The organism is Bacillus sp. CR71 (assembly GCF_003429245.1).
GTDB classification, from domain to species: domain Bacteria; phylum Bacillota; class Bacilli; order Bacillales; family Bacillaceae_G; genus Bacillus_A; species Bacillus_A thuringiensis_S.
In genome coordinates, this window is the sequence record NZ_CP031748.1 from 3660083 (window position 1) to 3684119 (window position 24037).

Below are 24037 nucleotides of genomic sequence, written 5' to 3' on the forward strand. Positions count from 1 at the left end.
ATGAAAACAAAACAAACAATCGCTGCGTCTACACTAGCTTTAGCAATGATTGCTGGCGCGAACCCTGCTCATGCGGAAGTAAATGATGCTACTCCTCAGCAAAGTACGGGAGATCGATTAGCTGAAATTAAGCAACATAAACAAGAGTTAGATGCGAAATTGCAGCAACACAAAGAAAACGTGGATCAAACATTGAATGAACTTAACAAGGTTAAGGAAAATGTTGATACGAAGGTGAATGAACTACATGAACGTAAACAAGTTGCTGATGAAAAAATTAACGAGATTAAACAACATAAACAAGAGTTAGATGCAAAACTTCAGCAAGACAAACAAATCGCCGAAGATAAAATCGCTGAAATTAAAGAGCATAAAAAACAAGTAGAAGATAAAGTTGCTGAAGTAAAAGAGCATAAGCAAAATATCGATAACAAAGTGAATGAGATTAAAGAACATAAACAAACTGTCGATGAAAAAGTGAATGAAATGAAGCAACATAAAGAGAACATCGATCAAAAGGTTAATGAACTTAAGGAAGTAAAAAAACAAGTAGATGAAAAATTAGCTGAGTTAAAGAAAGCGAAACAAACTGCTGAGGACAAACTTGCTGAGTTAAAAGAAAACAAGCCGAATACTGGTAACACGTTAGAGGAACTTAAGAAAATTAAAGGCAATTTAGACAGTCTTTCCGCTAACTTAGAACTAGCTAAACAAGATGTGAAAAACAAACTAGCTGCATTACAAGAAGCTAGACAAGATTTAATCAATAAAATTAACGAAATTAAACAATCAAAACAAACTGTTTCAGACGATTTATCAAAGAAAAAACAAGACTTAGATATTAAAATCAACGACTTTAAACACACTGAGAAAAAAATTGATGACAAATTAGCTGAGATACATACAACGAAGCAAAATGTTGATAATAAGATTAATGAAGTATCACAGGCTAAACAAACTAATGGTACTAAAAACAATAACGCTAAAGAACTTCCTAACGCTGGTAGCGAGCAATCAAACAATATGGCTCTAGGAATGCTATCTGTATTAGGCGGTGTTTTATTACTTACTCGTAATAAAATTAAAACGTTATTCTCTAAATAAATCCATTAAAAAAAAGGAAACCCGCACATACATGTACGGGTTTCCTTTTTTTATATTAACTGTCCATCTCGAAGCATCAATATACGATCACATACATCAAGCATTCTTTCATCATGTGTAATCATAATTGCTGCTTTTTGGCTCTCTTTCACTTCACGTTTCATCATTTCTACAACTTCACGTGCACGTTTTGAGTCTAAGCTTGCCGTTGGCTCATCCGCTAATATTAAATCTGGGTTGTTCATGAAAGCACGAGCGATTGCTACCCTTTGTTTTTCCCCGCCAGATAGTTGATTTGGATAATGATTCTTTCTTTCTCCTAATCCAAATGCCGCTAATAAATGATCTGCACGCTTTTCCGATTCTTGTTTACTTTCTTTTTTCAGCTTTGCAATGTAAAGCAATTGTTCTTTCACATTTAAATATGGAACAAGATTTGCAAACTGGAAAATGAAGCCGATTTTTTTCAAACGAATGTCTGTCATTTCCTTTTCTGATAACTGTGTAATATTTTGCTCACGAATGTAAATATCCCCTTTTGATGGTGATAATAATGCACCCGCGATTGATAATAACGTACTTTTCCCTGATCCAGAAGGACCGACGATTCCGATAAATTCTCCGGCTTTCACATCAAGCGATATCGGATGAAGGGCTGTTACTTCCGTATTCCCTTCTCCGTACACTTTACTTACTTTGTCTAATTTTAATAATGAAGTCATTACATCCCGCCTCCAATTGCCTCTAGCGCATCAACTTTTAATACTTGGTATAACGAAATAAGTGTTCCTAAAATACTAATTACGATAAAGATTGCTGCATATTGTGCAATCATCGGTGTTGTTAATAAGAACGGCATACCTGCTGGTAAAATTTGTTCTAACCCTTGTACAAGAACGATACTGATTACCATCGCAACGACTGATAAGAATAACGCCTGCACGACTAAGCTATTTGCTAAATACGAGTTCTTTGTACCGATTGCTTTTAATACACCTAATTGCTGTGTTTTTTGCAGTGTAATGACGTAGAAGAATACACCAATTAGTAATGCAGCGATAACAAGTAAGAATGCAATGATCATTGTTAATGTTCCTTGCTCTTCTTTAAACCCTGGAATACTTTGCAGCACTTCTTTTTTGTCAATTACGTGTGCATTTTTTACTTCTTTATCTGTATTAAGTGCGATTGCACTATAATCTTTTTGGTTTGGTTGTGAAATAGCGCCCCATACGTCTTCATTTACATAAACGACTGGTGTATGGCTAAACATTTGATCTTTCGTAAATCCAACGATTGTAAATTCTTTCTTTGAAACAGGATCGATAATTGTATCCCCAATATCGATTCCTTTTTCTTTAATTGATTCATCAGCAACCATTTCATTATTTGCTGTACCTAATTTCTCACCTTTTACAATGTTCGGTTCTAAAAATGAATCACGTTCAATTGAAAAAATAGCGATATCAACCTTTTTCGAACTATCTTTCTTTTCATACGTTGAAACTTTCACCCGAAATGGAACTGCCTCTTTCTCGTCCACTTGATTTACTACGTTATCTACATCGTCTTTCTTAATTTGTGAACGAAGTAATTTATTTTCCGCATCATCTGCTAAAACGAACTTATTTGCCTCCATATTTTGAATCGATGAAGCATTATCATATGATAATCCATTTGCTAATCCTGAAATAACAAGAACTAAAAATGATAATAAAACCATGATAAGTCCAATTAATCCGTATCTTAATTTTGATTGTTTCAATTCACGCAGAGCTAAAAACATTATGCTCGCTCCTTCCTCTTTCTTTCTATGCACTTATCATAAAAAAGAAATATGAACGGAATATGAACAGAAGATTACAGAGTAAAAAATAAATTTTCTGAAAGTATTGAAAATAAATAGAATCCTTGATACAATTCAGTCAAATAATATTGACCGAGTAATTTTATTAAAGGAGTTGATCATGTTGAAGCCCGTATTAACACTAACCACTTATAGCCAACTAAAAGCATTAAGCGATCCACTACGTGCCGAAATGATGATACGTCTATGCGAACGTCCTTATACTGGACAATTACTATCTGAGAAATTCGGCATTTCAAGGGCGAAAATTCATTATCATTTAAAAGAATTAGAAAAGAATGGTCTTATAGAGATTGTTTATACAGAAGAAAAGAATGGCATTGTTCAAAAGTTTTATCAATCTGTCGCTAAAGGCTTCACCCCTGCCGCAGATCTATTACCTCATTTAGAAATATTAAGCGAATCAGGTCGCCAAATCTTTTTACAAATGATAGAAAGAACGAAAAGCCAAATTCTTGCTGCACCAGAAGAAGCTTTTACATTACAAAATGCAAGTGAAGATCCAGCTAAGTGGAATTACGTTTCATCCTGCTGGGAATTTGATGCTACGCCAGAACAATTTCAAGTGTGGGTGAAAAAGTTTTATGAATTAATGGCTGAATTAAACGAAATCACAAAAGGTGCAGATAAAGATCCGAATAGCAAACCTTATTATATTTCTACTACTGCACTTCAAATCGCCGAGAGAACAATGCAGCAATTTATTAAAAAAGAAGAAAAATCGTAATACGATTTTTTTTACCGAGACGGTCAATTTTATTTTACCGAATAAAATTATTATAAAGGAGTAGATAAAGTGGACATATTAAAAAACCGGAATTTCCTCTTATTATTTTTAGGGAGAATTTTTACAAACATAGGAGATAGCTTGTATTATGTAGCAGCAATGTGGCTCGTATACAAATTAAGTGGTAATCCTTTTTATTCTGGATTGGCTGGTTCTCTTACGTTATTACCTTCTGCATTACAATTTCTTACTGGTCCATTCGTCGATAGATGGTCAATAAAAAACACCCTCGTCATCACACAAGTTTTGCAATGCATTCTTATTTTAATCATTCCAATTACACACTACTTCGATCTACTAACAGTCCACCTACTACTCATCATCATGCCCATCGTAGCTTTTATCGAACAATTCGCCTATCCCGCACAATCGAAAGCTTTACCACTTCTACTGCATAAAACACAATTATTAAAAGGAAACTCACTCTTTTCATTTGCATATCAAGGCATTGATTTAATTTGTACGACTCTTTCTGGAATATTAGTAGCACTATTTGGCGCAATTACTTTATATGTGATCGACTCCTTTACATTCGCGATTACTGCCCTTTTGTTCTTTTCATTAAAAATGCCAAAACAAACTGAAGCAGACACAACACTTTCAACAAAGCAATATTTCTCTGATTTAAAAGAAGGCTTTTCAATCGTCTTTCGTTCATTGATGGGCGTCTTCTTAATCGGTTCCGTTGTCACTAATTTTTCAATCGGTATGACGATGGCAATACTCCCTTCTTTCGCTGATTCTTTAGGCGGTGTGAAATTATATGGTTTCTTTTTAGCCGCTATATCCGCCGGTTGTTTAATTGGAGCACTATTCAGTTCATCGGTTGGTAAATATAATGTTGGCCGTGTCTCCATTATTAGCTTTGCCACTGGTGCTTTCTTTTGGTTTCTCTCTACGGTTGTACCGTTTCAATGGTTATCTATTTTTTTATTCGGCTTAGCTTGGATACCAATTGGTGCGACCAACATATTATTTGCGACTATTGGTCAAATTGTAATTCCAAACCAATATCTTGGGCGTATCAATTCAGTCACACGGAGTATGGGCACAATTGCTATGCCGTTCGGTTCTTTAATTGGCGGATACACTGCGAATGTATATAGTAGCCAAATCATTTTTGCGCTCGCTAGCATCGGGATTTTATTCATCTCCCTCGTATGGCTGCTTCATCCAAAATTACGGGCTTTGCCGAAAGCTGATGAAATTACGGCGGATACTTTTGAGCTTCGGTTTAAGGAAGAACAGGTGAAAGGTACTGCTTTGTAACAGAAAGAAAATATTTTCTTTCTGTTACAAAGCTCAAACAAGCATAACCCTATTCGAAATTTCGAACGAAGTTATGCTTGTTTACTTTTTGATGCAAAATAGCACCCTTTAATGGAATAACTAATACGTTCCGTTAACGCTTTGCTGGCCATGCCCCCTGCATTTTCCTTAATTGAATAATTTGGCCTGTATGATAAGCATCATGAAGCATGATGTCCAGTAATTTCTCTTCAAGTGAATTTTGTTCAAGCTCTTTTTCAGAAATCACGCTCAATACCTGTCTTAAATTACGCTGAGCATTTTCAGAACGTTCAACGACTTCCTTCCATTCCGTGTCATCATTAGATTGCTTAGTAAGATAAAAAGTGTCATTACCGTCAAGGTTATGTGCCCATCCATGACCTTCCAAGTTTGCAGCAAGCCTCTCTTTGTAATAAATGAGATGATTAACGTTCTCCCAAATGGTATTCGTTTCCTCACCAGATGGTTTCCACATAGCCTGTTCGGCTGTAAGTCCTTCTATAGCATGTTTAAACGGTGCATACCAACTCTCTTTATCGAATGTTGAATCTAGTGCGTTTAATAACAAGTCAGTTCGTTTCAAATTAATTTCCTCCCTACACGGTTCAAGTTTTAATACAATCCTTATAACTCTGTAGAGATTCTACATTTTTAAATAAACTTCCTGCTAATCTTATGCCACAAATCGGTCCAATTATGTAATTAAAATGACTCCCATTCTTTCACTTTACACGTATACTAGCGCCCAAAAAAAGAAGAGGCCGTTTCCAAACAGCCTCTTCCATCTATTTCGGAAGCTCCACCCGAACAGTAGTCCCTTCCCCTTTCGTGCTATACACTGAAACGTCTCCGTTATGCAGTTCCACAATCTTCTGCACAATCGATAATCCTAAACCACTACCTTCTACGTTTCTCGCTCTTGCCGTATCTACTTTGTAAAAACGATCAAATATACGGTCCATCTCTTCTTTTTCCATACCAATTCCGTTATCAGATATAGAGATAATGACACTAGACTCTAACTCTTCGACGAAAAACTCAATCGTCCCACCATCGTTTGAAAACTTAATGCTATTCGTGAAAATGTTACTCCATACTTGATGAAGTAAGTTTTCATCACCTTTTATAGTGATATCTGGCACATCAAATTCAACGGCGATATCTTTTTCCCGCCATTTCCACTCAAGCATAAAAATGACGTCTTTAATTTGCTTCTGTAGATTGAATTCTCTTATTTGTAGAACCTTTTCCTCTTTATCTAATGAAGCGAGCGTAAGTAACTGTTTACATAAACTAGACATTCGCTTACTTTCACCCTCAATAATTTGTAAGTAATGATTTCTTTCTTCCTCACTCATCTTTTCTGTTTGCAACGTCTTTGAAAAACCTTGTATGGAAGAAAGTGGCGACTGAAATTCATGTGAAACGTTCGAAACGAATTCTTGTCTCATTTCATCTAGTTCTTTAATACTCTTCGTCATCTTTTGGAAGCTTGTAGATAACGTTCCTATTTCATCTTTTCGTTTTACGTCTAATTCAATTTCATATTCCCCACTCGCAATTTTTTGCGTAGCCTTCGTAAATTTACGAATGGGACGAACGATGTAACCTGCTGCAATCGCTATAAAAATAATAGTTAGTAAAACGATAAACCCAAGTAATACCGCTAAGAAAATTCGCATCTCGCCAAATTGTTGCTGAATGTCAGGGCGAATGAATAAAGCGTACTGTTTATCACCGTGTTTTACCGGGACACCGACGCTATTAATTAATTCATTATCGAAAAATCCTGTAATGAAAAGGCGCGTTGGATAAGTAGAAACACCATTAAATGTCTCCCCCTGCAATACTTTATGAACGGTATCATCACTTATTGTCGTCTTACGAAATGCATTTCCGATACGCTTTCCATTCTTTTGATCATCGACAATATAAATTTCATATCCTAGCTTCGCAATAGACCGTAAGTATGCCTCTTGATTTTCTTCACTTTGCTTTTCATATAACGATTTTACTTCTTCAGCATACTTTAAAATCTTTTCACTATTATACGGTTTTAACTTCACTTGATAATATACGTTCGTTAATAAAAAGCCTATAATACTACTAAGTAGCATAATGCCGACCGTCATAAATACAAATCTAGAATATAGTGATTTCATCTTATTTCAGCTCCAACTTATACCCGAGGCCGCGCACCGTTGTAATTTGAAAATCATCCGTTCGTTTTGAAAAACGATCTCTTAATCGCTTTACATGAACGTCAACCGTTCGTTCATCCCCTTCAAAATCCATTCCCCATACTAATTCAATTAATTCTTCCCTTGAAAATGTTCTTCCAGGATAACTAGCCAGTTGCGATAACAATTCAAATTCCTTCAGTGGAAGCAAAATCGTTTGTCCGTTACACTTCACTTCAAAGCCTTTTCGGTCAATTGTTGTACCGTGCAACGTAATAATATCAGCACTCAGCATTTGATAACGACGAAGTAATGCTTTCATACGGAAAATGACTTCAGCTGGCTCAAATGGTTTTACGATATAATCGTCTGTACCAGAAATGAATCCTTTTTCTTTATCCACTAACTGGTCTTTCGCAGTTAATAAAATAACAGGAATATCATGATACTTACGAATTTCTTCACATAACGTATAACCATCAACAAACGGCATCATAATGTCTACAATCGCAAGATGAATATTTTCCTTCTCTAATACTTCTTGCGCTATATTTCCATCTTCAGCCTCAAAAACTTTAAACCCCTCTTTTTGTAAATGATAATGCAATAACTCTCTAATATGTTTATCATCATCAGCTAATAAAATATGTATCATCTTCATTAAACCCTCTCTCGTTCATCCTTCTACATCCTTACCTTAAGAAACAATTGGATTTTTTGCAAGAAAAAGAAAAACAGAATTTATAAGTTCTTGGTGGATTGAAGAAGGTTTCAAAAACAGTCAGTCTTCAAATGTATAAGTAATTTAAAGAAAAGGATTCCTTAGAAGATACTTTTGTTATCATTATGGTCAGCTGCTTTATTTTTCTTATAACTTGATGACGTACTCTGGTGTACGAATAAGTGATCTATTACTTTTTTAGTAAGTGGTATAAAGAAATTCAGTAATAACCCACCTAAACAAAAAGTTAATATAGTTCCAACACCAATTGGTCCATGTAAAATCGTTGCCATTATTAAGAATATAAGGTAAATAAATGTTCGTGCTATAAAAATATTCGTTCTAGTTAATTCTTGTATGATTAAAGTTAATCGGTCAATTGGAATGGGAGCAAAATTTGTTTGTAAATATATTGCAGTTCCTAATCCTGTAATAACTAATCCGATTCCAAAATAAATCATTTTACTGTACCATATTTCAGGTGTAATTAAATCGCGTAATAAAAATAGCCACACATCAATACCAATACCCGTTATGAATGCTGTTAACAACCCTAGTACCTCTGGTCTTTGTCTTTTTAATTTCGAATTACAACATATTAATAATAAAGCTATTATTATTTCCCAGCTTCCCACAGTAAGCCCCACATTTAAAGAAAGTCCTACTAAAAGTGCATCAAAAGGTGAAGTGCCAAAATCTGATTGTATTGTGACAGAAATACCAAGGGTTAATATTAAAATTCCTAATACATAAAAAACATACTTCATTTTAATCAACCTCTTCATCGTCATTTTTGTTGCATTTACAATAAAAATATTTTATATTAAATGTAACTTCAAATTGTTGCATTTGCAATAAAAACAAAAGATAAGGAGTTCATTATGAAAGAAATTCTTCGTGAAATTGGCATGATTGCAAGAGCATTAGATTCTATTAGTAATATAGAATTTAAAGAATATGAGCTTACAAAAGGTCAGTATTTGTACCTTGTGCGAATATGTGAAAACCCAGGAATCATTCAAGAAAAGCTATCTGAGATGATAAAAGTAGATCGTACAACTGCAGCCCGTGCTATCAAAAAGCTTGAAATCAATGGATTTATCGAAAAGAAAGAAGATGAATCTAACAAGAAAATCAAAAAACTTTTCCCAACAGAAAAAGGGAAAAATGTCTATCCTTTTATTAAAAGAGAAAACGATTATTCAAATACTGTTGCATTAGAGGGATTTTCGGAAACAGAAGCGGAAACTATTTCTAATCTTCTTCAAAGAGTAAGAAAAAATATAGAAAAAGATTGGGATTTTGTAAAAAAGGGAAATAAGAGAAATTATTGATTATATAAAGGAGCGAACTATTCAAATGACTACACATATAGAAAAGTGCACCCTTGAAGATATACACAGACTTCAAGATATTAGTTATGAAACATTTAATGAGACTTTTAAACATCAGAATTCACCCGAAAGTATGAATCACTATTTGGAAAAGGCATTTAACTTAAAACAATTAGAAAAAGAATTATCCAATATCTCTTCTCAATTCTTTTTTGTCTACTTTAACGATGAAATTGCTGGATATTTAAAGGTCAATATTGATGATGCTCAGTCTGAAGAAATGGGAAATGAATCACTTGAAGTAGAGAGAATTTATATAAAGAGCTCCTTTCAAAAACATGGTCTTGGTAAATATCTACTAAATAATGCTATTGAAATTGCAATAGAACATAATAAAAAGAATATTTGGCTAGGCGTATGGGAGAAAAATGAAAATGCTATTGCTTTTTATAAGAAATTAGGTTTTGTACAAGCTGGCTCTCATTCCTTTTATATGGGCGATAACGAACAAGTTGACCTTATAATGATCAAAACACTCATATAACTTTTTTTGAAAGGTGGGCTATTATGTATATTCCAAAGTATTTTAAAGTCACAAATGTTGATGAAATTTGGGATTTTGTTCAAAAAAACTCTTTTGGAACAATCGTCACAACTAAAAAAGAGAAACCAATCGCAACTCATTTGCCCTTTGGATTAACTAAACAAGGCGATGACTATTTTATTACTGGACATATGGCTTATGGGAACCCCCAGTGGAGAACATTTGAAACCTGCGAAGATGTTCTTGTAATGTTTCAGGGACCGCACTCTTACATCTCTTCTTCTTGGTATGAAAATGAAGAAGTTCCAACATGGAATTATCAAGCCGTTCATATATATGGTAAAGCAAGTATTTTAGATAAACAGGAATTAATAGATGAATTAACAACAATGTTGAAAAAATATGAAGAACATCGTGAAAATCCAATATTATGGGATAAACTTTCCCCCACTCTCTTAGAAAATGAACTGAAAGGGATAGTTGGGTTTAAAATTAAAGTAGGAGACATCCAGGCTGCATATAAATTAAGTCAAAATCGGAATGAGAGGGATTATAGTAATATTATTGATAAATTGTACGATGAAGGAAATCCAGATGCGAAACAAATGGCAAAACTCATGGGGAATAGATTAAACAATCACATATAATCCATTGTAATTCAACTCTCACATTTCAAAATTAAAGAAAAGACTGGAGGGCTTTATCGGCAGTTTTCTTTAGAACGTAAAAGATTGAGCTTAAAGTGCATGGGGGTTAATTATAAATATAGATCCATTAGAAAAGAATCTATTTTGAAAAAAGATTATTCAAAATAGATTCTTACGTTTTAGTATTAAGATTATTTTAATCAAAAATAATTTCTAAGCCTTCGAAATATCAACAAATCCTTCTCCGAACACATCACGAACATCGTGTATAGCGATGAACGCCGCCGGATCCGTAGTTTGAACAATCCGCTTTAGCTTCACTACTTCTTGCTTATTAATAACAACATAAAGAATTTCCTTTGGAGTTTTCGTGTAATAGCCATGACCTGAGTACACAGTAACCCCTCTGCCCATTAAGGTAGTTACCTTCCCAGCTATTTCATTCGGGTTATCAGAAATAATCGTAATGGCTTTCTTCGGATTTAAACCTTCAATTACAAACTCCATCACTTTCGTTGCTACATATAGCATAATAATTGTTATCATCAGTTTTTCTGCACCAATGATGAAATAAGATGAAAACGCAACAATTAAATCGAAGAACAGTAGACCGTAGCTAATGCTCCAGCCTAAATATTTATGCGTCATCCTTGCTAAAATCGTAGTACCTGCAGTTGTTCCACCAACGCGAATAATAAGACCAATCCCGCACCCAATAAATATTCCTCCGAAAATGGCATTTACAAGCATTTCATCCGAAGCAATCGTCCAGCCTTCTGTCAAATGAAGAAATAGCGAGTTCGTAACTACAGCGATAATCGTATAAATTGTTGTAATCTTATTTAAAAACTTATAACCGGCTATTAACAAAATCGCATTTAAAATTAAGTTAACTAAGCCCGGTGACCATTCAAATAAATAGTACGTAATAATCGTGATACCTGTTACCCCACCCTCACCAAACTCGTTCGGGATAACAAACAAATTAACACCTAACGCAAAAAGAAATGCACCGATAATAATAAAAATAATGTCTGTCGTTCTTTTTTTCATACAGTACCTCACTTCTTATGTAAATATTTATTCTGCCATAAACTCTCACTATTATATCGTGGAATATTCAAATCGAACAGTGGTTTGTTTTTATTTTAATATAAGATAAAAAATCAACATTATTTATTATGTACTGCAAATAAAGTTTTGATTTCAACCGTAATTTACTCTTAAAAAGAAATGCTAAACATTGACTTGCACAAATTTCAAATAAAAAAGTACCCATCTAATTGTCATACGCAATGAGAATTAGATGGGTACTGCATGATACATTTAGTTTTTACATGTATTGTTTGGAGAAAATTGCAAATAACGACTTATACTCGCCTTATTAAGACCAAACCCAAACATCATCATTATTTTCAACGTTGCTCTTTACCTCATGAACTTTTTCAATGTTATCCGTTGTGTTCCAGTTAATAGAACTTCCACCCCAGCCTACATACTTCATATCAATTTTCACTTTCTCACCCACATTAAATACTTGTCCCTTTGTTAAGAAAACATCAATAATATCTTTCTTCCCATTTAGCGATGGATACTCAACTACAACATATTTAGTAGCACCGTCTCCCTCATCTTCCATCGTTCCTACTTTTGATACTTCTCCAATTACATAATTAGGTGAGCCATCTTCTTTCATGTGCATACCTAACTTGTTTGTTGTATTTTCAACTGCAGTTGCAACCATATATTCTGTAAAATTACGCATCATAGATCCAGTAGCTTTTACTTCATCTCCTACTTTCACATTTGAAAATGAATCAATATACACACTAACAGGTTCTTCGTATTGCTTAGATTTTACGACAATTACACCGTTATCTACTTCTACTACTCGTCCTTCTAACGTCGAGAAGTTCGATTCAATAGAAGCTGCACTCGCTTTTGTTACTTCTAGTCCTGGTAAATTTGTTCCTGATAATGCTGCGATCCCTAAAGCACCTGCTAAAATTATTTTTTTCATACCCATTATGAAACATCTCCATTCATGATGATTGTATTTGTTTGATTGGTATCGACCAACCTGTAATCATTATAGTTACAGGTTGTGAAAATAACAACCGTTTTCCTCATGCAATGTTGCATACTGTAATTTTCAAATATAAATCGGTTATTCCTATATTCAACACTAAGACTGAATTCTTGAATCCCAGCAGGTAAACGGATTAATGATGAAGAAACTAATGTCATACATCATGTTTTTCAATGATACAGTTTGTATAATCGTAGTCCATTACATTATGTAGGAGCGGAGTTAACATGTTAAAAAAACCAAAGAGATTACAGCCAGGAGATACCGTGGCGACAGTAAGTCCTTCGTGGGGAGGAGCAGATAACGATATGACAGGACTCAAATAAATAAAAAACACTTCTATAAGATATGACTGTGAATTGGTACTTTTCAAATGATATGAAGATTACTTATCTAATGATAAAGGGGGATTTACGTGTATGGAAGTAACATTTACAGTAAGTAAATGGGATGAAAAACTAATTGATGATACTAGAAAAGATTTCCCTATTAATATTGCCCATGTTGAATATGATATTGATGGAGAATTAAAAGGAAAAGCTTTTGTTGAATACTTATTATATTATGTAGACTCAAATATAAATGATGGTCACTTGGCTACGGCTAAAATTTCTGGATTTTTACACTTTGAAGGAATTTATAAGGGGCAACAAGGGACATTCACAGCTATAGAGCAAGGAATATTTGATAAAGGAAATTTAGATTCCCCAGGAACAATTATTAAAGCTACTGGTAACTTAGAAAATCTGAGAGGGTCCTATAATTATCAGTTTACAGGTCAAACTAGTAAACTGATTTTAGAGTTTGAATTTTAGCAAAATACCTTACATTTTAGCAGAAAGGACATTTCTTGTAATACTCGGAATGTCCTTTTTGTTGACGAGCTTATTCAACTATTTTCTAATAGTTAAGAAAAGAACAGAATATACGTTATGGGGGAATTAAAACGCTAAGCCTGAGAGGCATGGAGAACCCACTTATTCATTACTTCTCCTATTAAAGAATAATCCCCGAAAAACTTCCCTTCATAACTTCTTTTCCAACTTGATTCACACATGTAAACATCGCAATTATCTTTGTACGTTTTTTTCATCAGGTTCTAATTGTTCAATTGTTACGTCACAACGAATAGTTACTATTAATTGGTGACTTTCGATCAAATGAAAATCGCCTCTTATAGAGAGCAGTTTTACTTATATTTATTCTTATGCAAATTCTGAAGCATATTCTTCGTATGTCTTTAATGTATTAAGCAATCGAGCTGATTCAATCATGATTTCGTTCGAAGAATCAGTTACACAAATGACAATAAATCGATTATCATCTCTATCTCCAAACAATCCTTCTGATTCAAGTTCCATTAACACATTTAATGTTTCTTTCAACAGTGTATTTACTCGTATGTTAAAGTCATCTTCGACAATATTATGATATTTCTTAATAATTTTTTTCACTTCATCAAACATTCCAAAATCGTCCCATTCGCTCCACTCAACAGCTCCGTATCTATAATAATTGTATAAAGGGTCCGATTTATTAACTTTGATTAGTCTTTCTTCATTAGCCACTGGTCCAATGCTATTGACACAATCGTCTGTTAATATGGAGTACCCATATATTGTGTCAACACCGCACCTAGTTAAAAGTTCGTTATAATGACAACGAATTGCATTTTTCAATTCAACATAAAAACTTTTTTGAAGATGCATTTTCATCGTATTTCCTCCATTTTTTTGTAGCGACCTGCTGTTACATATTTCAATCTTAACATGAAAATCAACATTAAACGTTAACTGAGCCAAAATAAGAAAAACCGAAACTCAAATCATTTCGGTTTTTCAATCTAAAGAAGTCTATTTATTTTAATGAATGTACAAACAACCCGCTGCGCAGTTTCGGTTCAAACCACGTTGATTTTGGCGGCATAACTTCTCCAGCGTCTGCGATTGCTAATAAAGCTTCCATTGATGTCGGATATAATGCGAATGCTGCTTTATATTCACCGCTCTTTACAAGGTGTTCTAGTTCTTCTAATCCGCGGATTCCTCCGACAAAATCGATGCGTGAATCAGAACGCGGATCATGTATTTCAAGTACTTGACTTAATAAATGATCTTGCAGGATAGATACATCTAAACCTCTAACAAGATCATTCGCATCAAATGTTTCTTCTTTCACAGTAAGCTTATACCACTTCTCATTTACATACATACCAAATGTTTTTGGCTCATTTGGTTTATACGGAGAAACAGGTGCTTCTTCTACATAAAAGTACTGCGTAATTTGATTTAAAAACTGTTCCTCTGATAAGCCATTTAAATCTTTCACAACTCGGTTATAGTCCCAAATCGATAATTCATCCTGAGGGAATAATACAGATAGGAAGAAATTAAACTCTTCTTCTCCTGTGTAATTCGGATATTGTTCTCTTCGCATGATCCCTACTTTTGCAGCTGATGCAGAGCGGTGATGTCCATCTGCAATGTACAGGTTAGGAATATCTTCAAATAAGTTTACTAAACTTGCAATTACTTCTTCATCAGCTATTTTCCAAGCAACGTGCCTAACGCCGTCTTCTGCTGTAAATGTATAGATTGGCGCATGTTCTTCTTTCCAGCTGGCAATGAAATGCTTTATCTCTTCTTTTGTACGATACGTTAAAAAGATAGGACCCGTATTTGCATCACACACATCTACGTGACGAATACGATCTAGCTCTTTTTCATGACGCGTTCTCTCATGTTTTTTAATTGTATCATCTTCATACTCATCAATAGATGTACAAACGACAAGGCCTGACTGCGTTCTTCCCTGCATCGTCAGTTCATAAATGTATAACGCTGGCTCTTCGTCTTGAATGAACACTTCTTCTCGTATAAATCGATTTAAATTTTCACCCGCTTTTTCATATACACGATCATCGTACGGTGAAAGTGCCGGGTCTAAATCAATTTCTGCTTTATCAACATGCAAGAAAGAATATGGATTCCCTTTTACAACTTCCCTTGCCTCTTCACTATTTAATACGTCATACGGTAAAGCTGCCACTTGTGCCGCTTTTTCCTCTACTGGACGAATGGCCCGAAACGGTCGTATTTTTGCCACATTCCTCTCTCCTTTACACAATCATTCGAACGGCTACAACACCTGTAATTTTGCTTATATTTTCTACAATATTCTCTTTTATTATATCATCAATTCCGTTATCGATATCAATCATTGTGTACGCCCAAGAATGTTTACTACGATTAATCATATCGGCAATATTAATATGATGTTCCGCTAAGCATCCTGTAATTTGCCCTACCATATTCGGGACGTTTTGATGCATAATTGTAATTCGTTTCTTTCCGATATACGGCAATTCTACGTTTGGATAATTTACTGAATTACGAATATTTCCTGTCTCTAAATATTCACGTAATTGGCGCGCTGCCATGAATGCACAGTTTTCTTCTGATTCGGACGTAGATGCACCAAGGTGAGGCGTCGCTGTTACATTTTTCATCTTTATCACATTTTCATTCGGGAAGTCTGTTACGTAATGCGTAATAACATCTTCTTCTAACGCTTTTTGAAGAACCTTTTCATCTACAAGTTCTCCTCTTGAGAAATTGAATAAACGCATACCTTTTTTCATCTTCTCTATAGCGTGTTCCCCAATAATTCCCCTCGTTTGATTTGTAAGAGGAATATGAAGGGTAATATAATCACACGTTGCAAAAATTTCATCAAGGCTAAATGCTCTTTGCACATGTGTAGAAAGACGCCAAGCTGTTTCAACTGAAATATAAGGATCATATCCAATAACGTCCATCCCTAACGCTAACGCATCGTTCGCAACTAAAGCACCGATTGCGCCAAGTCCGATAACACCTAGACGTTTCCCTGCAATTTCTGATCCAACAAATTGTTTTTTTCCTGATTCAACAAGCTGTGGTACTTCTTCACCCTCTAAGTTTTTCGTCCAACTTACACCATTAATAATGTTACGTGAAGACATAATAAGACTGGCAATAATGAGTTCCTTTACAGCGTTTGCATTTGCCCCCGGCGTGTTAAATACTACAATTCCTTTTTCTGTACATCTCTCGACAGGAATATTATTTACACCAGCGCCAGCTCTTGCAATCGCCTTTAAGTCTTTTGAAAACTCTTCTTGATGTAAAGAGTAGCTACGAAGCAAAATTCCATCTGGATGATTGATTCTATCTCCTACTTCATAACGTTCTTCAGTAAAAACTTGCAAGCCTTTTTCTGCAATTTGATTTAACGTTTGAACACGAAACATATCCCCATCTCCCTATCTATTCTCAAGCTCAAATTCCTTCATATAATCTACTAATCGTTTTACGCCGTGTGCTGGCATCGCATTGTAAATACTGGCACGCATACCGCCAACTGAGCGATGTCCTTTTAACGTAACAAGGCCGCGTTCCTTCGCCTTTTGTAAAAACTCATTGTTAAGTTCTTCTGACGGTGTTGTAAATGGAATGTTCATAAGTGATCGATACGTAGGATCAACTGGTGAAGTAAACAATTTAGATTCATCTAAAAAATGATAAATAAGTGAAGATTTCATTCTATTTTGTTCTTCAATCGCAGATACTCCGCCTTGCTCTTTCAACCACTCTAGTACAAGTTTTGTTACGTAAATACTAAAGGATGGCGGTGTATTATATAAGGAGTTATTTTTACTGTAAGTTTCATAATTTAACATTGTCGGACAAGAGCGATCTGCTCCCCCAATTAAATCTCTTTTTATAATAGCAATCGTTAAGCCCGCAGGTCCTAAATTCTTTTGCGCCCCCGCATATATAAGACCAAACTTCGAAACATCATATCGCTCTGATAAAATATTTGAGGACATATCCGCAACGAGCGGCACTCTTTCTACATGTGGAATGTCCACATATTTTGTCCCCTCAATTGTATTATTCGTTGTAATATGTACATAATCTAGTTTTTCATCACTTAATAAACCGTCCAGTTTAGGAATCGTAGTAAACTTCTCTTGCTCGGAAGAAGCAATCACTTGTACTTCCCCAACTTTTTCGGCTTCTTGCAGTGCCTTTTTAGACCATGAGCCAGTTAGTACGTATCCAGCTTTTTTATACGTATTCATTAAGTTCAGTGGTATCATAGAAAATTGTAATGACGCACCGCCTTGTAAAAATAAAACATCATACTCATCAGGGATGCTCATTAATTCACGAAGTAAGTTACTCGCTTCCTCTATAATACTTTGAAAATAAGAAGATCGATGACTCATTTCCATAATAGACATGCCTGTCCCGTTATAATTTACAAGCTCCTTTTGCACTTTCTCTAAAACTGGCAAAGGGAGTATTGATGGTCCTGCTGAAAAATTATAGACTCTCTCCATTACCCTCATAACCTCCCTATTTCTCATTTTTATTAATTTTTAAACTTTCTGAATTATAACCCAAAATATAATACGTGGTCAATTTGTTTTCTATTATTACGGCGCAAGACGCAATGGAATCGCTTGCATGTGCAAACTATTTTTATAAACATACAAAAAAGTGTTAAGTACATAATCGTACTTAACACTCTAGTAATAAAGTATAATTGCTAATTGTCCGTGAAGAACCGATCAAAAATTTGATAAATAGCAGAAAGACCAATGAGCCAATAAATAGTGTCCACAAGCGCCGGCATAGAACCAAACCATTTCTCAACTACATTGTAATCTAACGCTACAAATAACCAATTCAAACCGCCGAGAATCACCAAAATTACTGTAAGGTAAGACAAAAATTTCATTATGATTGCCCCCTAGGTGATAAGATGGTGAAAGGCCTTTCACTAGAAATATATGTAGTAATCTTTAAAACTTACCTATTTTATAAAAATTATTTTCGGTACCACCCGTTAATAACTGCCTCTGCTTCTTTACTATGTATTTGATACGCATGTGTACTATCATTAGAGCCAATAAACCAAATTGAAAAACCTTTAAAATATGGTTTCGGTTCTAATACATCGCGGTAAGCACGCCATCCATTTAATTGTACATCTTTTGAAAACACATTTGAAACATCTGGATTCCACGGATTTTGTAATCCAAGTTCACGCGCCGGAACGTTAAACCCACCGAAGTAAACTGGTTTTCCTGTTGCATTATGTAATTGTTCCAATTGCTGAACAACATTTTGTCCACGATTATACACTGTCGTCGCAAATAAACTTTTCTTTACTTCTTCATATGTTGGATTTCTTTTTCCTGAAACTTCAAACCAACTATCAATACTTACAATATCCACCTTTTTTAAATACGGACGATTGATTTTCTCTTTAAACTTCGCTTCATAAGAAGGGTCCCAGCTTGCTGTTAACCACCAGTTCATTTGATACAAAACATTTCCTTTATACTGATTACGAACAAAATCAATTGTATCGCTCCAGTATCCTTCTGCATACTCCATGTTCACGAAATTAGAAGCAATCTTTAGTCCATACACATTGTATTTACTTGTAATGGAATTAAAAATATCTTGCAGAATAACCGTCTTCCAATTCCAGAAGAAATCATTAATGTTACTTGGGTTCCATTCTGTCTCTCCAACATTCCCCTGCTGAATATACGGGAACGGTTCCACTATAACTTGAATATTACGCTTTAATAATTCTTGAATTAAAATAATAGCTTGTTGCTTTTGCGCTTGATTAATTACCATATTCGTAGAAGTCACATTCGGGATATCCACTTGAATCGGTACATTTACTGTATTTAAATTTAAGCGCTCCACATCCGCTAATACTTTCGCTACATTTCCAACTTCCCATACTGTTACGTTTCCTGATTTGATTTTTCCAGATTGAACAGTATTTACATCTGCCTGTACATTTCCTTGAAAACAAAAAGAAAACAACATAATAAACACTCCTAAAAAACTTATTAAACTCTTATTTTTCTTCACAACTTTCCCCCTATAATTTTTGGCTTTCTTGATTATTTTATACAACGTTTCATATATATTCCACAAAAAATCCAATAAATTTTTATTGATAAAAATGCTATTCATCCTTTATTCACATCTTACTCATACTAAGCCCCTAAAAATAGTAAGATAAATAAAAAAGGAACGGATTTCCGCTCCTTTTTTATCTTTTTACGATTATCAATCCATTTCCCTTTTAGGCTCTACCAACATGATGTGGGATTCCTTTTCAGTGAAAGGTTTATGCTCAACGCCTCTCGGGACAATAAACATCTCGCCCTTAGAAATTTTCACCTGTCCTTCACGGAAATCGATGAACATCTCCCCTTCAAGCACAATAAATAGCTTATCCGTATCAGGATGCTCATGCCATATAAAATCTCCATTAGCTTTAAAAAGCTGAATTTGATCATCATTCATTTCACCAATCACTCGTGGATACCAATAATCGTTAATTTTAGATAACTCGTCATTTAGTTTAATAGGTTGGTAATGGATAATAATCCCTCCTCATTTTTAACTTCCACTATATTACAATAATCTAAGTAAAAAAGTCGTCATTACGCTTAAAAAGAAAATGCTCCGGCCAGAACTTTTCATTCAGATAGTACAAAGGAGTGATTTCAATGAAAGTTCTTTCAATCCAATGTTTCCTTTAACTCTCCATAAGTATAGAACAGTGATTTTCAAATAAGAATGGACCCCTGTTGACATTAGTATGGATTATTGATGAACTTCTCGCGATATTTAGTAGGCGAAATGCCAACTCGCTTCTTGAAAACTCTACTAAAATAAAAAGGGTCTGCAATTCCAACAGCCTGCGAAATTTGTTGTACAGGCACACCACTTGTACATAACATTTTTTGAGCCATCTTTATACGATAGTTCAATAAATATTCTGCTGGCCCCATACCTGCATGCTTTCTAAACACGTAAGAAAGACGATTTCGATTAACATTATTTTGTTCTGTAAGCGTATGTATTGTAATATCTTTATAATAGTATTTGCGAACGTAACTAGATATTCGTTCGAATAAAGTATGCGACTCATAGTTGTTTTCTCTATTGACAACACTTAATAAAGCTTCATTCAACGCTTCGCGAAACAGCATTTCAGTCTGAAGCATCGAAATGCCTCCACGCTGATTATACACATCCCAAAGACGCATAAGTAATTCGACAAGACGAGGAGATTGTCCTGTTAATAATTCAAAATGCTGATGAGTAAAGCCAGAGTCTTCTCGTTCTGGATTGCTTATCTGATATAAAACAAGAATATATTCCCAGTTTATTTCACCAAGCATTTTATGGGCTAATGTCATTTTTGCACCCCCATGTATAACTTTTCCTGGGGAAAGGATATACGGCGTACCATTAAATTGAAATTGCGTCTTCCCTGTAAGTGGAAATACAAATCCTGGGAAAGAATCTGTAGACTCAGCACAAGGCACACCTGGATTTTTAGCATAACGATATACTCCTTCTACTCGGAAAGGATTATTGGCAAGATACTCTGCTAACTCATTCACGTCCAACTTCACAATGCACGCCTCATTTCAATAATAATTTTCTTGTAATTCGCGAGATTAATTGGTGTACATTCTGGGCAACGCTAAACTAAAAATAGTACATACGACTTAACAAGATCTGGTTATTAACCTATAAATATATTGTTTTTCATTTATTGACAAAAGTATCCTCCCTATATTATTGATAATGATTTTCATTGTAGTTTGATAAAAAAACATTTGTCAAGTTGGATGGCGTAGAAAAATGACGAAACAAGGGGTACAGAGGGACCGTTCTGTTGCAAATAATACCTGGTCTTTGTTAACTAATTCCCCTCAAAACTGGAATAATCATGTTAATAGTTGTAATGGCTTTATTTGTTACAGCACTTGCAGCATGTGGAAATAATCGTAATCCTGAAGAAGTTGCTACAGCGTATTTCGAAGATGGAAACAGCCTACTATCAAATTAAATGATAGTAGGCTGGCTGTTAAAATTATTTAAGAACTGGGTTATGTTCTAAATGATAAGCTTTCATTATCAAAAAGATTATTACTAGTCCCTCCACAAACAAAAACCCCCTATCACTTCGGTTCTAAATTTAGCACCTTCCCCTCTATTCCCTCCGTATTCAATGTAGTCGTATGATACGTTCCACTTACCCAATCATCTATTTGATCATGATACCAATCACTTCTAAAATGTCCCGATTGTCCTGGTCCCACTATATGATAACCGTTTGACATATCTTTCGTATCAATAATGAATCTCCAAGACGCTCCGTGATTTACAATGCCGTTATCGCCGTAACTCGCTGCTTGCACGGTAACTTGACTTCCGCCAATCAGGACTGGTTTCTCACGATTAAAAGCGAGTAGTGCTAACATACTAGATGATTTTGAAATTGGATGTGTAAAAGCGAGTTGATGGTAATCGCCCCACTTCCACTCTCCAACATCCGGTCCATATTCCTTCTGCAATTTCTTCATTACATTCTCGTACGATGTATGCACAACTTTTGTGAAACCTCCGTACTTCGTAAACCACGCGCTATTTTCTCCCGCTACTTCTTTTCGAATCAATTCATCAACAACTTGTGACTTCCCTTCAAATAACTTCATTACATCTTTCGGTATTTCTTTTGAAAATAACGTATTTGAAATCTCTTTCATTAATAAATAGAATATTAATGGTGCCGGTTCATCTTTACTATCGTAAAAATTCCACTTTGTTAATTGGTTTACGCCTTCTTTCTCTACCTCATTTAAAGATGCTTTATTTAACTCTTTTAAAAATATAGGAGTAAACTCTTTCCCGTATAAATTCTTTTGATCCATCTGTAACTCTTCTAAATCTTTCACCGTATACTTTTCCTTCTCTTGCAAAAATTCTTGAATACGCATTTGCCTATATGGCTGTGCCCACGTATTGCTAATATGGTACGGATAATCATCATCAACAATTTTATTATTCGCAGTTGAAATAAAACCTTCTTTCGGATTTATAACTTTCGGCAGCTGATCAAATGGAATATACCCTTCCCATTCATATTCATCTGTCCATCCTGGAACAGGCAAGCTACCATCGCCTTTTTTACGCACTGGTATATTTCCATTCGCTTTATAAGCAATCGTGCCATCGTTTGATGCAAACACAAAGTTTTGGGTTGGTGTATGGAAATCTTGAAGAGCGGTTTCAAACTCCGTCCAGTCTTTTGCTTTGTTCATATTTAATACAGCTTTTAACTCAGCTGACGGTTCTAAAGCAGTCCACTTTAAAGCAAATACTGTTTTCGTTTTCTCCTTCCCCTTATCCGCAAACTCTGAAATTACTGGCCCATGCCTCGTAATCGTAACGTTATAAGGAATTGTCTTCCTGCCTTTTACTTTAATCGATTCATCAACTACCGTAGCTTTCTCCCATTTATCGTTATACAGAAATTCATTTTCATTATTAGGATTTCTCTTCTCAATATATAAATCTTGCACATCAGGCCCCGTATTCGTAACGCCCCACGCTATTTTGTCATTGTGGCCTAATATAACACCTGGTACTCCAGCGAAAATAACGCCACTCACATTTAAATCTTTCATTTCAAGTCTCGTTTGATACCATATAGAAGGTGTCGCAAGGGATAAATGAGGGTCATCTGCTAAAATCGGCTTACCTGACGCACTCTTCTCACCGCTCACAACCCAGTTATTACTACCGTTAAACTCCGGGGGAATTATCGTTTTTGAAAAACTTTGTGCTACGTCCACATTTGTAGTTTTTAGTTCAGCTAGCAATCTAGGTGCATCTTTCGGATATGTAGGAAATAGCTCATTTGCTTGCTCTTTCGAAAGGTTTTTCAGCGCCCAATATCGAAACGCCTGTCCATGCCAATGTCCTCCTAAGTCAAACGCCATATACTTTCCAATTGTTAAAGAATCCACGATTGACCATTCAGAAGGCTCATAACCTAATATAGTAAACTCAACCGGCAATTTCTTTTCCACTTTTGCCTCACGTATAAAAGCGTTCACCCCATCAGCAAATGACTGCAGGGCATATTTTGCTTCTCCATCATATTGACTAACTGAAGCTTCTGCCGCTCGCCGTAAACCGAGTGTTCGAAACAATTTATCTCGGTCAACAGCTGCTTCCCCAACAACTTCACTTAACATACCAGAAGCTTGTCTTCTACTTAAATCCATTTGGAACAACCGATCTTGCGCTTGTACATATCCTTGTGAAAAATATAAATCATGTGCATTTTCCGATTTAATATGCGGGACACCTTTACTATCCCGCTTTACCGTAACAGCGTGTTGTAAATCCTCTAGCTTTATCGTTCCATCTATCTTTGGCATAGATTTCAGCGTATATATATTCAAAAAAATCGCAGCGGAAATAACTAACAAGAGAACGATACTACTAGCCCAAATAAAAATTCTTCTTCCCCTTTTTCGTTTCTTCTTTATAACTACCTCCATATAACCACCCCTTTCTCACACTATT

General features: G+C 35.1%; 24 protein-coding genes. 7 read left to right on the plus strand and 17 right to left on the minus strand.

Annotation, left to right across the window (positions count from 1 at the left end; translation table 11 throughout):
* Positions 1-1104: an LPXTG cell wall anchor domain-containing protein gene (locus tag DOS87_RS18300; protein WP_000850999.1), complete on the plus strand. Its 1104-nt coding sequence runs from the start codon at positions 1-3 to the stop codon at positions 1102-1104.
* 50 nt (positions 1105-1154) lie between these two features.
* On the opposite strand, the gene DOS87_RS18305 is transcribed toward DOS87_RS18300, so the two are convergent.
* Positions 1155-1826 (minus strand): ABC transporter ATP-binding protein, encoded by a 672-nt coding sequence (locus DOS87_RS18305; RefSeq protein ID WP_000202594.1) that lies wholly within the window; start codon positions 1824-1826, stop codon positions 1155-1157.
* Positions 1826-2890 (minus strand): ABC transporter permease, encoded by a 1065-nt coding sequence (locus DOS87_RS18310; protein WP_208730104.1) that lies wholly within the window; start codon positions 2888-2890, stop codon positions 1826-1828. The genes DOS87_RS18305 and DOS87_RS18310 overlap by 1 nt, the downstream gene beginning before the upstream one ends.
* Before the next feature lie 184 nt (positions 2891-3074).
* Between DOS87_RS18310 and DOS87_RS18315 the strand changes: the two genes are divergently transcribed.
* The gene (locus tag DOS87_RS18315; RefSeq protein ID WP_014895296.1) at positions 3075-3698 is read left to right on the plus strand and encodes an ArsR/SmtB family transcription factor; all 624 of its coding nucleotides are present in this window, start codon (positions 3075-3077) and stop codon (positions 3696-3698) included.
* A 69-nt stretch (positions 3699-3767) separates the two neighbouring features.
* Positions 3768-5027 (plus strand): MFS transporter, encoded by a 1260-nt coding sequence (locus DOS87_RS18320; RefSeq protein WP_000353374.1) that lies wholly within the window; start codon positions 3768-3770, stop codon positions 5025-5027.
* A gap of 133 nt (positions 5028-5160) precedes the next feature.
* Here the strand turns inward: DOS87_RS18320 and DOS87_RS18325 are convergent, their stop codons facing one another.
* The 4 genes from DOS87_RS18325 to DOS87_RS18340 form a co-directional block, all read right to left on the minus strand.
* Positions 5161-5631, minus strand: a complete 471-nt coding sequence (locus DOS87_RS18325; RefSeq protein ID WP_000831311.1) for a DinB family protein — start codon at positions 5629-5631, stop codon at positions 5161-5163.
* 202 nt (positions 5632-5833) lie between these two features.
* Positions 5834-7210, minus strand: coding sequence for a sensor histidine kinase (locus DOS87_RS18330; protein WP_000839511.1), 1377 nt, complete (start codon positions 7208-7210; stop codon positions 5834-5836).
* Position 7211: 1 nt separating this feature from the next.
* A complete protein-coding gene (locus DOS87_RS18335) occupies positions 7212-7889 on the minus strand; it encodes a response regulator transcription factor (protein ID WP_097825871.1) in 678 nt (225 codons plus the stop codon).
* Between the two features lie 161 nt (positions 7890-8050).
* On the minus strand, positions 8051-8716 hold the full coding sequence (locus tag DOS87_RS18340) for a YczE/YyaS/YitT family protein (RefSeq protein ID WP_098577877.1): 666 nt from the start codon (positions 8714-8716) through the stop codon (positions 8051-8053).
* A 114-nt stretch (positions 8717-8830) separates the two neighbouring features.
* On the opposite strand from DOS87_RS18340, the gene DOS87_RS18345 reads away from it, so the two are divergent.
* The 3 genes from DOS87_RS18345 to paiB are packed head-to-tail and all read left to right on the plus strand — an operon-like array spanning position 8831 to position 10474.
* Entirely contained in the window at positions 8831-9283 is a 453-nt protein-coding gene (locus DOS87_RS18345; protein ID WP_000658983.1) for a MarR family winged helix-turn-helix transcriptional regulator, read from the plus strand.
* A gap of 25 nt (positions 9284-9308) precedes the next feature.
* Positions 9309-9827: a spermidine/spermine N(1)-acetyltransferase gene (locus tag DOS87_RS18350; protein ID WP_000207057.1), complete on the plus strand. Its 519-nt coding sequence runs from the start codon at positions 9309-9311 to the stop codon at positions 9825-9827.
* Positions 9828-9850: 23 nt separating this feature from the next.
* Complete coding sequence (gene paiB, locus DOS87_RS18355; protein WP_000275827.1) at positions 9851-10474, plus strand: protease synthase/sporulation negative transcriptional regulator PaiB; 624 nt, start codon at positions 9851-9853, stop codon at positions 10472-10474.
* 213 nt (positions 10475-10687) lie between these two features.
* On the opposite strand, the gene DOS87_RS18360 is transcribed toward paiB, so the two are convergent.
* Positions 10688-11527 carry a YitT family protein gene (locus DOS87_RS18360; RefSeq protein WP_000747488.1) on the minus strand — a complete coding sequence of 280 codons (840 nt, stop codon included), beginning with the start codon at positions 11525-11527 and terminating at the stop codon, positions 10688-10690.
* Between the two features lie 331 nt (positions 11528-11858).
* Positions 11859-12500 (minus strand): F0F1 ATP synthase subunit alpha, encoded by a 642-nt coding sequence (locus DOS87_RS18365; protein ID WP_000525476.1) that lies wholly within the window; start codon positions 12498-12500, stop codon positions 11859-11861.
* A gap of 482 nt (positions 12501-12982) precedes the next feature.
* On the opposite strand from DOS87_RS18365, the gene DOS87_RS18370 reads away from it, so the two are divergent.
* A complete protein-coding gene (locus DOS87_RS18370) occupies positions 12983-13378 on the plus strand; it encodes a DUF3224 domain-containing protein (protein WP_000454083.1) in 396 nt (131 codons plus the stop codon).
* A gap of 390 nt (positions 13379-13768) precedes the next feature.
* Here the strand turns inward: DOS87_RS18370 and DOS87_RS18375 are convergent, their stop codons facing one another.
* The 9 genes from DOS87_RS18375 to DOS87_RS18415 all read right to left on the minus strand — a co-directional run bounded on the left by DOS87_RS18375 (position 13769) and on the right by DOS87_RS18415 (position 24012).
* Positions 13769-14278 (minus strand): DUF4303 domain-containing protein, encoded by a 510-nt coding sequence (locus tag DOS87_RS18375; protein WP_000781769.1) that lies wholly within the window; start codon positions 14276-14278, stop codon positions 13769-13771.
* Between the two features lie 142 nt (positions 14279-14420).
* On the minus strand, positions 14421-15668 hold the full coding sequence (locus DOS87_RS18380; protein ID WP_001063062.1) for a DUF1015 domain-containing protein: 1248 nt from the start codon (positions 15666-15668) through the stop codon (positions 14421-14423).
* Between the two features lie 13 nt (positions 15669-15681).
* On the minus strand, positions 15682-16854 hold the full coding sequence (locus tag DOS87_RS18385; RefSeq protein WP_000490231.1) for a 3-phosphoglycerate dehydrogenase family protein: 1173 nt from the start codon (positions 16852-16854) through the stop codon (positions 15682-15684).
* Positions 16855-16866: 12 nt separating this feature from the next.
* Positions 16867-17949 (minus strand): 3-phosphoserine/phosphohydroxythreonine transaminase, encoded by a 1083-nt coding sequence (serC, locus tag DOS87_RS18390; RefSeq protein ID WP_000442939.1) that lies wholly within the window; start codon positions 17947-17949, stop codon positions 16867-16869.
* A gap of 209 nt (positions 17950-18158) precedes the next feature.
* Positions 18159-18350: a DUF378 domain-containing protein gene (locus tag DOS87_RS18395; protein ID WP_000670803.1), complete on the minus strand. Its 192-nt coding sequence runs from the start codon at positions 18348-18350 to the stop codon at positions 18159-18161.
* An 89-nt stretch (positions 18351-18439) separates the two neighbouring features.
* The gene (locus tag DOS87_RS18400) at positions 18440-19507 is read right to left on the minus strand and encodes a glycoside hydrolase family 113 (protein ID WP_000739768.1); all 1068 of its coding nucleotides are present in this window, start codon (positions 19505-19507) and stop codon (positions 18440-18442) included.
* A 201-nt stretch (positions 19508-19708) separates the two neighbouring features.
* A complete protein-coding gene (locus tag DOS87_RS18405) occupies positions 19709-19948 on the minus strand; it encodes a cupin domain-containing protein (protein WP_208730105.1) in 240 nt (79 codons plus the stop codon).
* A gap of 293 nt (positions 19949-20241) precedes the next feature.
* On the minus strand, positions 20242-21069 hold the full coding sequence (locus tag DOS87_RS18410; RefSeq protein WP_000762792.1) for a helix-turn-helix transcriptional regulator: 828 nt from the start codon (positions 21067-21069) through the stop codon (positions 20242-20244).
* Between the two features lie 552 nt (positions 21070-21621).
* The gene (locus DOS87_RS18415) at positions 21622-24012 is read right to left on the minus strand and encodes a penicillin acylase family protein (RefSeq protein WP_098577878.1); all 2391 of its coding nucleotides are present in this window, start codon (positions 24010-24012) and stop codon (positions 21622-21624) included.
* Positions 24013-24037: the final 25 nt, after the last annotated feature.

What these genes read in the sequence shown, in the direction of transcription:
- DOS87_RS18300 (WP_000850999.1), top strand. Translation starts at nt 1, where the DNA reads ATGAAAACAAAACAAACAATCGCTGCGTCTACACTAGCTTTAGCAATG.
- DOS87_RS18305 (WP_000202594.1), bottom strand. Translation starts at nt 1,826, where the DNA reads ATGACTTCATTATTAAAATTAGACAAAGTAAGTAAAGTGTACGGAGAA.
- DOS87_RS18310 (WP_208730104.1), bottom strand. Translation starts at nt 2,890, where the DNA reads ATGTTTTTAGCTCTGCGTGAATTGAAACAATCAAAATTAAGATACGGA.
- DOS87_RS18330 (WP_000839511.1), bottom strand. Translation starts at nt 7,210, where the DNA reads ATGAAATCACTATATTCTAGATTTGTATTTATGACGGTCGGCATTATG.
- DOS87_RS18335 (WP_097825871.1), bottom strand. Translation starts at nt 7,889, where the DNA reads ATGAAGATGATACATATTTTATTAGCTGATGATGATAAACATATTAGA.
- DOS87_RS18340 (WP_098577877.1), bottom strand. Translation starts at nt 8,716, where the DNA reads ATGAAGTATGTTTTTTATGTATTAGGAATTTTAATATTAACCCTTGGT.
- DOS87_RS18345 (WP_000658983.1), top strand. Translation starts at nt 8,831, where the DNA reads ATGAAAGAAATTCTTCGTGAAATTGGCATGATTGCAAGAGCATTAGAT.
- DOS87_RS18350 (WP_000207057.1), top strand. Translation starts at nt 9,309, where the DNA reads ATGACTACACATATAGAAAAGTGCACCCTTGAAGATATACACAGACTT.
- paiB (WP_000275827.1), top strand. Translation starts at nt 9,851, where the DNA reads ATGTATATTCCAAAGTATTTTAAAGTCACAAATGTTGATGAAATTTGG.
- DOS87_RS18360 (WP_000747488.1), bottom strand. Translation starts at nt 11,527, where the DNA reads ATGAAAAAAAGAACGACAGACATTATTTTTATTATTATCGGTGCATTT.
- DOS87_RS18365 (WP_000525476.1), bottom strand. Translation starts at nt 12,500, where the DNA reads ATGGGTATGAAAAAAATAATTTTAGCAGGTGCTTTAGGGATCGCAGCA.
- DOS87_RS18370 (WP_000454083.1), top strand. Translation starts at nt 12,983, where the DNA reads ATGGAAGTAACATTTACAGTAAGTAAATGGGATGAAAAACTAATTGAT.
- DOS87_RS18375 (WP_000781769.1), bottom strand. Translation starts at nt 14,278, where the DNA reads ATGAAAATGCATCTTCAAAAAAGTTTTTATGTTGAATTGAAAAATGCA.
- DOS87_RS18385 (WP_000490231.1), bottom strand. Translation starts at nt 16,854, where the DNA reads ATGTTTCGTGTTCAAACGTTAAATCAAATTGCAGAAAAAGGCTTGCAA.
- serC (WP_000442939.1), bottom strand. Translation starts at nt 17,949, where the DNA reads ATGGAGAGAGTCTATAATTTTTCAGCAGGACCATCAATACTCCCTTTG.
- DOS87_RS18395 (WP_000670803.1), bottom strand. Translation starts at nt 18,350, where the DNA reads ATGAAATTTTTGTCTTACCTTACAGTAATTTTGGTGATTCTCGGCGGT.
- DOS87_RS18405 (WP_208730105.1), bottom strand. Translation starts at nt 19,948, where the DNA reads ATGAATGATGATCAAATTCAGCTTTTTAAAGCTAATGGAGATTTTATA.
- DOS87_RS18415 (WP_098577878.1), bottom strand. Translation starts at nt 24,012, where the DNA reads ATGGAGGTAGTTATAAAGAAGAAACGAAAAAGGGGAAGAAGAATTTTT.